Raw genomic sequence first — 15,254 nt, forward strand, 5'->3', positions numbered from 1 at the left:
GCGCCGCTTCACCGCAGTCCCTTGCGCCGCGCGGAATCGCGCAGGCAGTCGAGCAGCATTGCCGCGGCCGGCGTCAGCGGGCTGTCGCGGCGCGTGACGACCTGCACCGAGACGCCCGGCAGGCGCTCGCGGATCGGCAGCACCGCGAGCTGGTCGCGCGCCCACTCGCCCTGCAGCAATTGCTCGGGCATCGATGCGATCAGGTCGCAACCCGTCATCAGGCTGTGCGCGAGCCCGAAGCTCGGGCATTCGACGACGCGCGCCGGCACCGGTAGCCCGTACGCGACGAACGAATTGAACAGTACCTGCGTGGAGCTTTCCGGCGACGGATTCATCAACCAGTCGGCGTCGACGAGATCGGCGAGCGACGTAGCCGACGCGAGCGGATGCCCCTTGCGCGCGACGATCAGCGAACGGCTCGCGTAGAGCTCCGCATGATCGAACTCGGCCGCCAGCAGCTCGGGCACGACGACGGCGACCGCGAAATCGAGCGAACCGTCGTGCAGGCGCGGCAGCGCGACGCCCGGAAACCCTTCGACCAGATTGACGCGCGCCACCGGGAAGCGGCGCCGGAACGCGCGGAACGCGTCGGGCAGGATCGTCACCGCGGCCGCCGGCGTGATGGCGGCCGCGACGGAGCCCGTCATCGCGCCCTGCGCCTGCTCGATGTCGTCGCGGGCACGCTGCATTTCGGCGACGATCAACCGCGCGCGCACCTGCAGCTGCTGGCCGAACGCGGTGAGCTGCACGCCGCGTGCGGTACGCACGACGAGCGACACGCCGAGTGCGATCTCGAGTTCCTTGACGGCCTTCGTCAACGCCGCCGGTGACACGTTCAGACGCCGCGCGGCCGCGCGGATGCTGCCTTCTTCGGCAACGGTGACGAACGCTTTCAGCTGATGGTATTTCATGGCGGCAATGCGTGATCCGTGGAAACCCTGTGCGTCGCGCGGCACAGTGGCTCAGGGTATTCCCGAGCGGCAACCGACGGTGTGCACCAAAGCAATTTAGCAGCTTCTGGTACCCGAAAGAAATTTATATGCTTGCTCGTCATATGCACGTCAAACGCTCCACCTGCCCCACAGGAGACCCCATGCTGCAAGCCGTGAACCCCGTCATCCCCGGCATCGCCGCGATCGCCCCCGAACTGGTCGAGGTGCGCCGCCGCATTCACGCTCATCCCGAGCTCGCGTTCGAGGAGACGCTCACGAGCGATCTCGTCGCCGAGCTGCTCACCGGCTGGGGCTACGACGTGCATCGCGGGATCGGCAAGACGGGCGTTGTCGGCGTACTGCGCGAAGGGCAAGGCACGCGCACGGTCGGGCTGCGCGCCGACATGGACGCGCTGCCGCTCGCGGAAGCCACGGGCCTGCCGTACGCGAGCCGCCATGCGAACAAGATGCATGCATGCGGCCACGACGGCCACACGGCGATGCTGCTGTGCGCGGCGCGCCACCTCGCGGCCACGCGCCAGTTCTCAGGCACGCTGAACCTGATCTTCCAGCCGGCCGAGGAAAACTTCGGCGGCGCGAAGGCGATGATGGACGACGGCCTGTTCGACCGCTTCCCGTGCGACGCGATCTTCGCGATCCACAACATGCCGGGCCGCGCGGCCGGCGACATGGCATTCCGCACCGGCGCCGCGATGGCATCGGCCGACCGCGTGACGATCACGCTGCGCGGCGTCGGCGGCCACGGCGCGATGCCGCATTTCGCGCGTGATCCGATGTCGGCCGCGGGCAGCATCATGGTCGCGCTGCAGACGATCGTCGCACGCGAGGTCGATGCGCAGCATGCGGCCGTGATTACGGTCGGCAGCGTGCAGGCCGGCGAGACCTTCAACATCATTCCCGAAACCGTCGTGATGAAGCTGTCGGTGCGCGCGCTGAACGCCGACGTGCGCGCGCTGCTCGCGCGCCGCATCGAAGCCCTCGCGAAAGGCCAGGCCGAAAGCTTCGGCATCACCGCGGAAGTCGACTACGACTACGGCTACCCGGTGCTCGTCAATCACGCGGAACCGACCGCGTTCGCGGCCGAGATCGCGCAGCAGATGCTCGGCGCCGAGCGCGTCGAAACCGACGCCGCGCCGCTGATGGGCAGCGAGGATTTCGCGTTCATGCTCGAGGCGCGTCCCGGCTGCTACGCGTTCATCGGCAACGGGATCGGCAGCAAGGGCGGCTGCATGGTGCACAACCCCGGCTACGACTTCAACGACGACATCCTCGCGATCGGCGCGAGCTACTGGGTTCGCGTCGCCGAAGCCTGGCTCGCGGCCTGACGGCCTTTCACCACGCAGTTTCGCGCTTAACCGGGGGAACCCCATGGAAACGTCCGCCCTTCCGTTCGCCGGCACGCCGGTCGATGCCCGCGCCGCCGCGAAGAAACGCCGGCTGATCGCGGCAGCCGCCGTCGGCAACGCGCTCGAGTTCTACGACTTCACGGTCTACAGCTTCTTCGCGATCCTGATCGGCAAGCTGTTCTTTCCCGTGCATTCGTCGTTCGGGCAGCTGATGCTCGCGGTCGCAAGCTTCGGCGTCGGTTTCGTCACGCGCCCGCTCGGCGGGCTCGTGATCGGCATGTATGCCGACCGCGCTGGCCGCAAGAAAGCGATGATCCTCACGCTGCTGCTGATGGCGCTCGGCACCGCGACGATCGCGGTCGCGCCGACCTTCGCGCAGATCGGCATCGCCGCGCCGCTGCTGCTCGTGCTCGCGCGGCTGCTGCAGGGGTTCGCGTCGGGCGGCGAAGTCGGCGCGTCGACGACGCTGCTGCTCGAACAAGCGCCGCAACATCGTCGCGGCTTCTATGCGTCGTTCCAGTTCTCGAGCCAGGGGCTTGCCGCGCTCGCGGGCGCGCTCACCGGCGTCGCGCTGACGTCGACACTGACCGCCGCGCAGCTCGAAAGCTGGGGCTGGCGCGTGCCGTTCATCATCGGCACGCTGTTCGTGCCGCTCGGCTACTGGCTGCGCCGCACCGTCGAGGAAGTGCCCGCTGCCGCACCGGCGGCCGCGCACGACGAGCCGGTCGCATCGCTGCCGCTCGCCGATGTGCTGCGCCATCACGGCAAGGCCGTGTCCGCGGGCCTCGGCGTGACGATCGGCGGCACATCGATCCACTACATCATCGTGTTCTACATGGCGATCTACGGCGTTCAGGTACTGCACCTGCCGACGTGGCTGTCGATGACGGCCGGCTGCGTCGCCGGCGCGATCCTGATGCTCGTGACGCCGATCGGCGGCCACCTGTCCGATGTGTACGGGCGCAACCGGATCGTCTGGTGGACGCGCATCGTGCTGATGGCCGCGATCTACCCGGCGTTCATCGCGCTGAACCGCTGGCCGGGCGCCGCATCGCTGCTGTCGATCATCGCCGCGCTGTCGATCGTGCATGCGATCAATATCGGAGCGACGGGCGCAATGCTCGGCGAGTTGTTTCCGCGGGCCGTGCGTGCGACGGGCGGTGCGCTGGTGTATAGCGTCGGCGTCGCGATCTTCGGCGGCTTCGCGCAGTTCTTCGTCACGTGGCTGATCGCGGCAACCGGGAATCCGAATGCGCCTGCGTGGTATGCGATCGGGTGTGGTGCGATGACGCTGCTCGCGATTCGCTGCATGGATGAGAAAGCCGGGAAGGCGCTGGATTGAATGGCGGCCGATGCGGCCGAAGTTGCCGCAGGCCGCAAATGAAAAAGGCACGGGCTCCATCACCCGTGCCTTTTGCGTATCTGGCGCTGCCCGCGCTCAGAACGTATGCATCATCCCCACATAAGCACCCGTCTGCGATTCACCCGCAAGCGGGCTCGTTCCCGACGTCGCATCCCGCGGCGTCGCGAGCAGCGAGAAGTTCGAATTCCCGCCGTTGCGCACATACGCGACCGTTCCATACAGGAACGTACGCTTCGACAGGTTGTACGTGGTACCGAGCACGTACATCATCGCGTGGCCCGACGGATCGTGCGACGCATCGCTGCCGCCGTCGCCCACCTTCACGTAATAGCCGCCGCCCGTCACGGCCCACTGCGGCGTAGCCGCATAAGTCGCACCGAGCCAGTAATGATCCGCACGATCGGCAACACCGGCCGGGCTGTCCGGCGCCTGATAGTGCGTATACGCGCCCTGGATCTTGAACTTCGACACCTTCACGTTCGCACCGACGAAGTACTCGCGCGACGCCGTGAAGATGTTGCTGAACTTGCCGTTGTTGTCACGCAGTTCGTCGTAGATGCCGCGCACGTCGAGCACCGGCGAGTGGTACGAGATCATGATCCCGTCCGAGCGGCCGAAATCGTCGGCCGCCCCGTAGTTGAAGCCGCGCGACTGGTTGCCGAACGCATATTGCGCCTGCACGTCGAAGCCGCCTATCACCGGGCTGTGATATTCGATGTTGTTGCTGCTCTGCTGCCAGTTGCGGCCGCGCACGAGCGACGCCGACGAAAACGCCTGCTGGACGAACGGGTCGAATTCCCACACGCCGTCGCTGTCGATGAACAGGTTGCGGCCGGCCTGCAGCTGGCCCCACGTGTCGCTCTTCAGCCCGACGTACGCGCGCCGCGACCACATGCGCCCGCCGCCCGTCGTGCCGTTCATCACCTGGAATGCGGTTTCCAGGTTGAAGACCGTCGACAGCCCGCCGCCGAGATCCTCGAAGCCCTTCAGGCCGAACATGCTGGTGCCCCAGTCGCCGCCTTCCGCGCTCCAGCGCGACTTGCTGCCGTTCGGCGTCGCGATGTGGTTCAGGTATTCGATGCCGCCGTCGATCCGGCCGTACAGCGTCACGCTCGTCTGTGCAAAGGCGGCCGCCGGTGTGGCAGCCGCAATCAGCCATGCGAAATGTTTAAGTCGCAAAATGATGCCCCCTCGGAGTCTCGACCTTCCCGCGCGCGCCCCATGCGCGCGCCCAGGGTCCGCCTATCCGCGATCGATCGAATATCGACCGGGGCCCGCTGCGCACAGTGCAAGCAGGCCACCCGCGATCGCGATGTTCTTGTAGAAATGAATCATGTTGTTGATCTGCTCGCCGCCCGTCATCGTCCAGTAATGGTGGCCGATGATGCCGGTGCCGATCGTATACAGCGCAAGCAGCAGCGCGAGCGGGCGCGTCTGGAAGCCGACGAGGATCGCGATGCCGACGAACAGCTCCATCACGACGGAGATCGCCGCCGAGATGATCGGCGCGGGCGCACCCTCCGAGCCCATGAACGCGATCGTACCGGAGAAGTCGACAATCTTCTTCCAGCCGAACATCACGAACAGGATCACGAGCAGGATCCGGGACAGCAGCAGCAGCACATCGCGCTGGGACGCGAGAAACGGTTGATTCGGTGTCATGGTCTCGATCAACGAAAGCGATGCGCGGCCTGCGCGCACCGGATTGCCAACGAACCAGGACGGGCGGCCGCCTGCGCCGCCCGCCCCGCTCTGCAACAACCGGCATCGGGCCCGCCCGATGTGCTGTGCGCCTCCTCTTGTCTGTCGTCGCCCTGCTGCGTCGCGCGCTGCATCAACGCAGCTTCGCGACGTCCTGCTCGGTCACCTTCGCGGCCGGATTGCCGAACTGCCCGGTCAGGTAGTTCGTCAGCGCGGCGATCTGCGCATCCGACAGCTCGTGGCGGAACGCCGGCATCCCGACGTCCTCGCTGCCGGCCTTGCGCTGCACGCCGTTCAGGATCACCTGCACGAGGTTGGTCGGATTCGATGCGCCGACCGTCGAGTTGTGGAACAGCGGCGGATAATAGCCGTCCGGCGTGCCCTTGCCCTGCATCTGGTGACACGTCGCGCAGTTGCCGAGGTACAGCCGCGCCGGATCGATACCCGACGACGCGAGCGCGACACCACGCAGCTTCAGGCCGTCCTCGGCCGGCTTGCCCCACGACGAGCGCGACTGCTTCGCGTCGCCGCTGGCCACGGCCGGCACCGTACGGATGTACGTCGAGATCGCGCCGATATCGGCTTCGGTCATCTTCGAGAAGCTGTGCTCGACCGCCTCGGCCATCGGGCCGGCCGCCTGCGCGAGGCCCGGCACGCTGCCGGTGCGCAGGTACTGGACGAGCTGCTGCTGCGTCCAGCCGCCGATCCCCGCGTTCGGGTCGGACGTGATGTTGTAGCCGTCCCAGCCCGCGAGCACCGAACCCGACAGGAAGCTGCCGCCGGTTTCATCGAGCGACTTCTCCTGCATTGCAATGCCGCGCGGCGTATGGCACGTGCTGCAGTGCGCGAGGCCCTGCACCAGATACGCACCACGGTTCCACTCGGCGCTCTGCGCGGGCTTCGGCTGGTATACGCCGTCCTTCAGGAACAGCCAGTTCCAGATCTTCAGCGGCCAGCGCATGCTCAGCAGCGCGGGGATCTCGTTCTTCGGCGGCGCCTGCTTGACCGGTTCGACGCCGTGCATGAAGTACGCGTACAGCGCCTGCACGTCGTCGTCGTTGATCTTCGCGTACGACACGTACGGCATCGCCGGGTACAGGTTGTCGCCGTTCTTCGAGACGCCGTGACGCACCGCGCGCTCGAAGTCGTCGAACGTCCAGTTGCCGATGCCGGTGTCCGGGTCGGGCGTGATGTTGCTCGTGTAGATCTTGCCAAGCATCGGCACCGGCATCCCGAGGCCGCCCGCGAACGGCTTGCCGCCCTTTGCGGTGTGGCAGGCCATGCAGTCGCCGGCCACCGCGAGGTATTCGCCGCGCTTGACCTGCGCCGGATCGGCCGAATCGGCCGCACGGACGAGCCCCGGCAGCGCGAGGCAGCCGGCGAGGAGGAAGGTGAGAGTAGATTTCCGCACGGTCAGACTTCCTTCTTCAGCGTGTCCGACATCCGCAGCGCCAGCGCCGCGATCGTCAGCGTCACGTTCACCGTACCGACGGTCGGCATCGTCGAACTGCTCGAGATGAACAGGTTCGGATGGTCGAACGTGCGGCAGTCCTTGTCGACGACCGAGTCGCGTGCATCCGCGCCCATGATCGTCGCGCCCGTGATGTGGTTGTTCGGCGCGAATTCATCATTGAAGACGACTTCGGTGCCGCCGAGCACCTTCGCGGCCGTCGCGTAGACCTCGCGCGTGTGCACGGCGCCGCGCTTCACGTAATCGTCGATCGCATACGTGATCTCGGGCCGCGGGATGCCGACCGCGTCGGTGGCCGTCTTGCTCGGCACGATGCGGTTCTCGGGCTGCGGCAGGATTTCGTGGAAGCAGTCGAACTGCACGTAGCGCGCCGAACGGTCGCGGATCTGCGCGTCGAGCTCCGCGGGCTTCATCAGCTTGCCGGCCTTGAAGATCTTCTGCGTCTCCTGGTTGATGCGCGACATGTTCGACAGGTGGATCTTCTTCGCGGCTTCGGTCGCACGGAACGGGCCGTCGCGGAAGCCGATCAGCGACGTCATCTCCTGCGGGCCGCGGCCCGGCCACAGCTTCTCGTTCGCGTAGAACGACACGCCGGTGCCCGGATGGTCCATCAGGTTGCGGCCGACCATGTCGGAACTGTTCGCGACGCCGTTCGGGAAATCGCGGTTCGCGGACATCAGCAGGATCTTCGGCGTCTCGATACCGTTCGCGGCGATCACGAAGTACTTGCCCTCGACGCGATGGTCCGCGCCGGTCTTGTCCTTGTAGATCGCGGCGACGATGCGCTTGTCCGGCCCGGTCTCGAGCTTGTAGACGACCGCGCTGTCGATCAGCTTCGCGCCGGCCTGCTCGGCCTTCTCGACGTGGACGATGCCGTTGTACATCGCGCCGATCGGGCAAATCGGCATGCAATTGTTGTTCCCGCAACAGGTCGGCCGGCCGTCGTACGGGCGGCTGTTGCGCGCGACGGGTTCGGTCACCACGTGGAACTTCGGGTCGTAGCCGTTGAGCGCGCTCTTGATGGTCTGCTCGTTGAACGACAGCGGCAGCGGCGGCATCGGGTACGCCTGCTTGCGCGGCGAGTACAGGTCTTCCTCGGGGCCCGGGCCCCACACGCCAAGTTCTTCCTCGGCGCGCTGGTAGTAATGCTCGAGGTCGTCGTACTGGATCGGCCAGTCGCGGCCGACGCCGTACACCGTCTTCATCTTGAAGTCGTTCGGGATGAAGCGCCACGCCGACGCGGCCCAGTGCCACGTCGTGCCGCCCACCGCGCGGATGTACTGCGAGTTGAACTTGTGCTCGCCCTTCAGGATCAGGTAGTCGTTCGGCGGGCCGTATTCCGGATGCGGCGCCCATGCGCTCGACGGGTACGGCGCCATGAAATCGGTCTTGTCGACCTGGTTGCGAAAGCGCTCGACGATTTCCCCGCGCGGCATGCGCGGGCCGGCTTCCAGCAGGATCACGGACTTGCCCGCCATCGCGAGCTGGTGGGCGACGATCGCGCCTGCGACACCCGATCCGACGACGACGATGTCGGCTTTTTGCGTATCGGTATCGGCCATCAGGCTTGCCTCTCGATCGGTTTTTCGGCCCAGAAGCCGGGTTTGTTGGGGCAATACGAGGGAATCACGAGCGTATCGGATACGACGCTGAACATTAATGCTTCTTCGTAGGTAATCACGACGTTGTCGACGATGCCGAGATACCACGCTTCAAGAATCTTCAGCGCGAGCGCTTCCTGATCGGGATTCAGCGAACCGGACGCGAGTGCGCCGGCGAGTTGCGGCAGGCTGTCGGCCGTCTTGAACGAGCCCTTCTGCAAGGCCTGCAGGAAGCGTTCGCCGAGCACGCGGCTCAGCCCCTTCTTGCCGGTCACTGCTTCGGAGAGCGTCATGAACGTATCGAGCGGCGCAGTGCCGGGGTCGTCGGCCAGGGCCCGCAACGCCAGCGAGCCCGTGAGGCCCGCCGCCGTCAGCGCCAGTGCGCCCTGCAGCCATTGACGCCGCGTGATGCCGCTTGTGGTTGCGTCGCTTTCGCGACGCGAGTGGGGAGTGTTGTCGTTGTGCATGTTTCCTTCTCTCGAACACCGGATTCGGGAAAACCACGCTTGATATTTCTCAAACATTGGCGCGGACCTGAAATGTACGCGCACAAATCGGATCGAACAATCTTTTTATAGTCCATTAAATGTTCCGCAATCCGAGACAATCGACATTTCGCTGCATTTTTGTGTCGTCGGCGCGACAAATCTGCGGCACCGGCACCCGTGTCGCGTGCGGGCGACACTCTGCGCACCGCGATGCGCGTCCATGACGGTCGGTTAGAATCGCGTGCAATCAAACAGAAAGCTTCCCTCCGAGGGCAATCGAGCGATGAAGCAGCGCGACAAACACAACAAAGCAAATCGAACCAACCACACCACCCGGCTGCTCTGGCGCATCGGCGCCGTCGCGGTGCTCGGCGGCGCCGCGGCGCTGTCGCTGCATGCGGGCGCGGCGCGCACGGTGAGCGTATCGCCGCAAGGCACCGTCACCGAAGTCCGGCAGAGCGTCGTCAAGTTCGACGAACCGATGGTCGCGTTCGGCTCGGCCTCCGCGCCGAATCCCGCACGCGTGACCTGCAACGACTCGACGGCCGCGCGCGGCCAGGGTCACTGGCTCGACGACAAGACCTGGGTTTACGATTTCGAAAACGACCTGCCGCCCGGCGTGCGCTGCTCGGTTGCGCTCAACGACTCGCTGCGCTCGGTCGCCGGCAATGCGGCGAGCGGCCCGCGCCGCTTCACGTTCCAGACGGGCGGCCCGTTCCCGGTGTCGGTGCGCCCCGGCTCGCGCGAGATCGAGGAACGCCAGGTCTTCGTCATGAAGCTGAACGGCCCGGCCGAGCCGCGTTCGGCACTCGCGAACATCTGGTGCGAAGCGGCCGGCATCGGCAACCGCATTCCCGTCACGGCGGCCGACGACGATGCACGCAACGCACTGCTCGATCATTTCGGGCTGAAGAAGGAGGCGGCGCGCGTGCTGACGCTGTCGTGCTCGCAGGCGCTGCCGGCGAGCGCGAAGATGCAGCTCGTGTACGGCAAGGGTGTCGCGAGCCCGAGCGGCATCGCCAACGAGACCGAGCGACGCTTCGATTTCACCGTGCGCGCGCCGTTCGCCGCGAGCTTCTCGTGCGAACGCGAGAACGCGAAGGCGCCCTGCACGCCGCTGCGCCCGCTCACGCTGTCGTTCAACGCGCCGATCTCGCGCAAGAACGCCGAAGCGATCAAGCTGCGCGGCCCCGACGGCACGTTGAACCCGACCTTCGCGGCCGACGACCACAGCGAGGAAGTGACGACCGTCACGTTCAACCCGCCGCTGCCCGCGCAGGCCGGCCTGACGATCGAACTGCCGTCGGGCCTGCGCGACATCACCGACCGCTCGCTGTCCAATGCCGACCTGTTCCCGCTGGCCACGCGCACCGCGCCGATGCCGCCGCTCGCGAAATTCTCGTCGGGCACCTTCGGGATCGTCGAGCGCTTCGCCGAACCCGATACGCCCGCGCTCGTGCCCGTCACGCTGCGCAACGTCGAAGCCGACCTGCATATCGCGGGCCTCAACGCAGGCGGCGCGCAATTCGCGAACCTGAAGGTCGAGAACGACACGGCGATCCGCCAGTGGATGCGCACCGTCGACCGCTTCGACAACTGGTCGATGACGGCCGGCTCGATCGACAGCCAGATTCCCGGCCTGCTCGACCGCAAGGGCCAGCACCCCGTCTACGTGCCGCTCGAGGCCGGCGAAAAGCAGCCCGCGCCGAAGAACCGCCGCATCGACGTGCGCTCGCTGTCGCTGCTCAAGGGCGAGCCCGGCGCGCAGACGATGACGCTGCCGCCGGCCAACCCGAAGACGCTGCGCCCGTTCGAGGTGGTCGGCGTGCCGATCGACAAACCCGGCTTCTACGTGCTCGAACTCGCGTCACCCGCGCTCGGCCGCTCGCTGCTCGCGAAGCCGTCGAGCATGTACGTGCGCACCACCGTGCTCGTCACGAACCTCGGCGTGCACCTGAAACAGGGCCGCGAGAACAATCTCGTGTGGGTCACGACGCTCGACAAGGGCAAGCCGGTGCCGAACGCGCAGATCCGCGTGTCGGACTGCAACGGCGATGAAATCGCGGCCGGCAAGACCGACGCGCAGGGCCTGCTGAAGATCGACGGGCCGTTCGAGCCGAAGCGCGCGTGCAGTTCGTCGGAGCAGCGCTACGACGACTACTTCGTGTCGGCCCGCGTCGACGATCCGAAGACGGGCCCCGACATGGCGTTCGTCAGCTCGGGCTGGAACCGCGGGATCGAATCGTGGCGCTTCAACGTGCCGACCGATACCGACAGCGCGCCGACCGTGCGTGCGCATACGGTGTTCGACCGCACGCTGCTGCGCGCCGGCGAAACCGTGTCGATGAAGCATTTCATCCGCGCCGAAACGCTGCAGAGCCTCGCGTTCCCGTCGCAATACCCGACGCGCGTGACGATCCGTCATCTCGGCACCGGCCAGACATACAAGCTGCCGCTCACGTGGGCGGCCGACCATAGCGCGGACACGCAGTTCACGCTGCCGGCCGCCGCGAAGCTCGGCGAATACAGCGTCGAGCTCGAAGGCGGCCCGGAAGATGCCCCGACCGCGACCTACTACAGCGGCAGCTTCCGCGTCGAGGCGTTCCGCCTGCCGGTGCTGAAAGGCTCGATCGGCGCGCGCGACGCGCAGAAGAGCCCGCTCGTCGCCGTGAAGGAAGCGCCGCTCGCGGTGCAGATCGACTACGTGTCGGGCGGCGGCGCATCGAACCTGCCCGTGCAGGTGTCGGCGCTGATGAAGTGGGCATCGCCGCCGTTCGCCGATCGCTTCGAGGACTTCAGCTTCACGCCGTATCGTCCCGACGCGAGCGACGGCAACGCCGACGACGATTCGCAGGACGGCGACAACGCGTCGTCGTCTTCGAACCACGACCCCGATGCGACGAAGCTGATCGCCGACAAGCTGCCGCTGACGCTCGACCGCAACGGCGCCGGCTCGGTCACGCTCAAGGGCCTGCCGGACGTCGATGCGCCGAAGCGCATCGCGCTCGAAGCGACGTTCGCGGACCCGAACGGCGAAGTGCAGACGATCCGCGGCGACACGATCCTGTGGCCGGCCGCGGTGGTCGCCGGCATCAAGGCCGGCCGCTGGGTGTCGGTCGGCCAGCGCGTGCCGGTGCAGGCGCTGGCGGTCGATTTGCAAGGCAAGCCGCGCGCCTCGGTGCCGATCGAGATCAAGGGCGTCGCGCACATCACGACGTCGTCGCGCAAGCGGGTGGTCGGCGGCTTCTATGCGTACGACAACAAGAACGACACGCGCGACCTCGGCGTGCTGTGCTCGGGCAAGACCGACGACAAGGGCCGCATGGCCTGCGACGCGACGCTCGAACAGGCCGGCAACGTGCAGCTGATCGCGGTCGCGAAGGACGGCGACGGCCGCACGTCGAATGCATCGACGTCGGTGTGGGTCACGCGCGAGGACGAGCTCTGGTTCGGCGGCGACAACACCGACCGGATCGACGTGATCCCCGAAAAAACGTCGTATGAACCGGGCGAAACGGCCCGCTTCCAGGTGCGGATGCCGTTCCGCTATGCAACGGCGCTCGTCGCGGTCGAACGCGGCGGCGTGATGGAAACGCACATCGTCGAGCTGAACGGCAAGAACCCGACCGTCGACCTGAAGGTCGGCGAATCGTGGGGGCCGAACGTCTACGTGTCGGTGCTCGCGCTGCGCGGCCGGATTCGCGAGGTGCCGTGGTACTCGTTCTTCACGTGGGGCTGGAAGGCGCCGGTCGAATGGGCGCGCGCGTTCTGGCGCGAAGGCCGTCACTATGAAGCGCCGACCGCGTTCGTCGACCTGTCGAAGCCCGCGTTCCGCTACGGCCTCGGCGAAATCAAGGTCGGCACGGGCGTCCACCGTCTCGGCGTGACCGTGACGACCGACGCGACGCGCTACACGGTACGCAGCAAGGCGCAGGCGCACGTGAAGGTCACGCTGCCGAACGGCCAGCCCGCGCCGGCCGGCACGCAGATCGCCGTCGCGGCCGTCGACGAGGCGCTGCTCGAACTGATGCCGAACAACAGCTGGGACCTGCTCGACGCGATGCTGCGCCGGCGCGCTTACGGCGTCGAGACGGCCACCGCGCAGATGGAGATCGTCGGCCGCCGCCACTTCGGCCGCAAGGCCGTGCCGGCCGGCGGCGGGGGCGGCAGCGCGCCGACGCGCGAGCTGTTCGACACGCTGCTGCTGTGGAACCCGCGCGTGACGCTCGATGCGAATGGCAGCGCGACGGTCGAAGTCCCGCTGAACGACGCGCTCACGCGCTTCCGGATCGTCGCGATCGCGGCGGTCGGCGCCGACCGCTTCGGCACGGGCAGCACGTCGATCCGCAGCACGCAGGATCTGCAGCTGATCTCCGGCCTGCCGCCGCTCGTGCGCGAAGGCGACGCGTTCCGCGCGCAGGTCACGCTGCGCAACACGACCGATCGCGCGATGCAGGTCGTCGTGACGCCGCGCGTGACGGGCCTCGAGGTCGCGCCGCAGACCGTGTCGCTCGCCGCCAATACGGCGACCGAGGTCGCGTGGACGATCACCGTGCCCGAGCAGGCGCTCGACGCGGCCGGTGCGCTGAACTGGCGCATCGAGGCGGCCGAGCAAGGCGGCAAGCGCGCGTCCGACGCGCTGGCGGTCGCGCAGAAGGTCGTGCCCGCGCTGCCCGTAACGGTGCAGCAGGCGACGCTCGCGCAGGTCGACGGCACGCTGACGGTGCCCGTATCGGCCCCGGCCGGCGCCGTGAACAACGCGCAAGGTTCACCGCGCGGCGGCATCGCCGTGTCGCTGCAGTCGAAGCTCGCCGACGGCCTGCCGGGCGTGCGGCGCTGGTTCGAGCGCTATCCGTACCGCTGCCTCGAACAGCAGACGTCGCGCGCGATCGGCCTGCGCGACCCGGCGCAATGGCAGGCGCTGGTCGCCCGCATGCCCGTCTACCTCGACGGTGACGGGCTCGCGAGCTACTTCCCGCCGTCGTCCGACGATTCGCACCACGGCAGCCCGACGCTGTCGTCATACCTGCTCGTGGTGTCCGACGAAGCCAGCCGCCTCGATCCGCGTTTCGCGCTGCCGGAGGATGTACGCACGCAGCTCGAGGCCGGGCTTGCGCGCTTCGTCGACGGCCGCATCGAGCGCAACGCGTGGGCGCCGCGCCAGGATCGCGACCTGCGCAAGCTCGCCGCGATCGAGGCGCTGTCGCGCTACGGTGCCGCGCAAGGCCGCATGCTCGGCTCGATCGAGATCGCGCCGAACCAGTGGCCAACGTCGGCCGTGATCGACTATCACGCGATCCTGACGCGCGTGAAGGACATCCCGCAACGCGAGGAGAAACGCGCGCAGGTCGAGCAGATCCTGCGTGCGCGCCTCACGTACCAGGGCACGCAGCTCGTGTTCTCGACCGCGCGCGACGACGACCTGTGGTGGCTGATGACCAGCAACGAGACCAATGCTGCCCGTCTCGCGCTGGAATTCGCGGGCGACCCGGCGTGGAAGGACGAGATGCCGCGCGTCACGGCCGGCCTGCTCGCGCTGCAGCGCCAGGGCGCATGGCAGACGACGACGTCGAATGCACTCGGGCTGCTCGCGGTCGAGCGCTTCTCGCGTACCTACGAGAGCACGCCGGTCGCCGGTGCGACGAAGGTCGCGCTGGGCGGCGACGAGCGCTCGATCTCGTGGTCGCAAGCGGCACCCGCCGCACCCGCCGATACGTCCGCGTCCGCCACGCCCGCGACCCGCGCCGCCGCCGCGCGCAGCGTGATGCTGCCGTGGCCGCGCGCGTCGCAGGGGCCGGCCACGCTGTCCGTCACGCAGGACGGCACGGGGCGCCCGTGGGCGACGGTCGAGAGCCTCGCGGCCGTGCCGCTGCGCTCGCCGTTCGCGGCCGGCTACCGGATCACGAAGACCGTCACGCCCGTGTCGCCGGCCGTCAAGGGTGTGCTGACGCGCGGCGACGTCGTACGCGTACATCTCGATATCGATGCGCAGAGCGACATGACGTGGGTTGCCGTCAACGATCCGATCCCGGCCGGCGCGACGATCCTCGGCTCGGGGCTCGGCCGCGATTCGGAAGCGGCGACGCAGGGCGAGAAAACGCCGGACGGCGCGTGGCCGGCGTTCATCGAGCGCGATTTCGACGGCTACCGTGCGTACTACGACTATCTGCCGAAGGGCAAATTCTCGGTCGAGTACACGGTACGGCTGAACAACGTCGGCACGTTCGGGCTGCCGCCGACGCGCGTCGAGGCGCTGTACGCACCGTCCGTGTACGGCCTGTGGCCGAACCCGCCGATGACCGTGAAGGCAGCCGACGCGGGCAAGTAACGA

Annotated in this window: 9 protein-coding genes; 3 read left to right on the forward strand and 6 right to left on the reverse strand. The window is 67.5% G+C overall.

The genetic code is table 11. The annotated features are described in order from the left end of the window. Nucleotides 1-8: 8 nt before the first annotated feature. Nucleotides 9-911: a LysR substrate-binding domain-containing protein gene (locus U5798_RS24380; RefSeq protein ID WP_124447004.1), complete on the reverse strand. Its 903-nt coding sequence runs from the start codon at nt 909-911 to the stop codon at nt 9-11. 182 nt (nt 912-1,093) lie between these two features. Here U5798_RS24380 and U5798_RS24385 point away from each other — a divergent pair, with 182 nt between their 5' ends. Next, a complete protein-coding gene (locus U5798_RS24385) occupies nt 1,094-2,278 on the forward strand; it encodes a M20 aminoacylase family protein (protein WP_322083479.1) in 1,185 nt (394 codons plus the stop codon). Nucleotides 2,279-2,321: 43 nt separating this feature from the next. Then, nucleotides 2,322-3,641 carry an MFS transporter gene (locus U5798_RS24390; protein WP_322083480.1) on the forward strand — a complete coding sequence of 440 codons (1,320 nt, stop codon included), beginning with the start codon at nt 2,322-2,324 and terminating at the stop codon, nt 3,639-3,641. 96 nt (nt 3,642-3,737) lie between these two features. Here U5798_RS24390 and U5798_RS24395 read toward each other — a convergent pair whose 3' ends face one another. The 5 genes from U5798_RS24395 to U5798_RS24415 form a co-directional block, all read right to left on the reverse strand. Next, on the reverse strand, nt 3,738-4,841 hold the full coding sequence (locus U5798_RS24395) for a porin (RefSeq protein ID WP_322083481.1): 1,104 nt from the start codon (nt 4,839-4,841) through the stop codon (nt 3,738-3,740). Nucleotides 4,842-4,904: 63 nt separating this feature from the next. After that, a complete protein-coding gene (locus U5798_RS24400; protein ID WP_124446996.1) occupies nt 4,905-5,324 on the reverse strand; it encodes a DoxX family protein in 420 nt (139 codons plus the stop codon). 172 nt (nt 5,325-5,496) lie between these two features. Further along, on the reverse strand, nt 5,497-6,774 hold the full coding sequence (locus U5798_RS24405) for a cytochrome c (protein WP_124446994.1): 1,278 nt from the start codon (nt 6,772-6,774) through the stop codon (nt 5,497-5,499). Nucleotides 6,775-6,776: 2 nt separating this feature from the next. Then, nucleotides 6,777-8,396, reverse strand: coding sequence for a GMC family oxidoreductase (locus U5798_RS24410; protein ID WP_124446992.1), 1,620 nt, complete (start codon nt 8,394-8,396; stop codon nt 6,777-6,779). Next, a complete protein-coding gene (locus U5798_RS24415; RefSeq protein WP_124446990.1) occupies nt 8,396-8,902 on the reverse strand; it encodes a sugar dehydrogenase complex small subunit in 507 nt (168 codons plus the stop codon). Before U5798_RS24415 ends, U5798_RS24410 begins: the two co-directional genes overlap by 1 nt. A 304-nt stretch (nt 8,903-9,206) precedes the next feature. On the opposite strand from U5798_RS24415, the gene U5798_RS24420 reads away from it, so the two are divergent. Further along, complete coding sequence (locus U5798_RS24420; protein ID WP_322083482.1) at nt 9,207-15,251, forward strand: alpha-2-macroglobulin family protein; 6,045 nt, start codon at nt 9,207-9,209, stop codon at nt 15,249-15,251. Nucleotides 15,252-15,254 lie beyond the last annotated feature (3 nt).

Source organism: Burkholderia sp. BCC1972, assembly GCF_905339605.1.
Classification (GTDB): Bacteria; Pseudomonadota; Gammaproteobacteria; order Burkholderiales; family Burkholderiaceae; genus Burkholderia.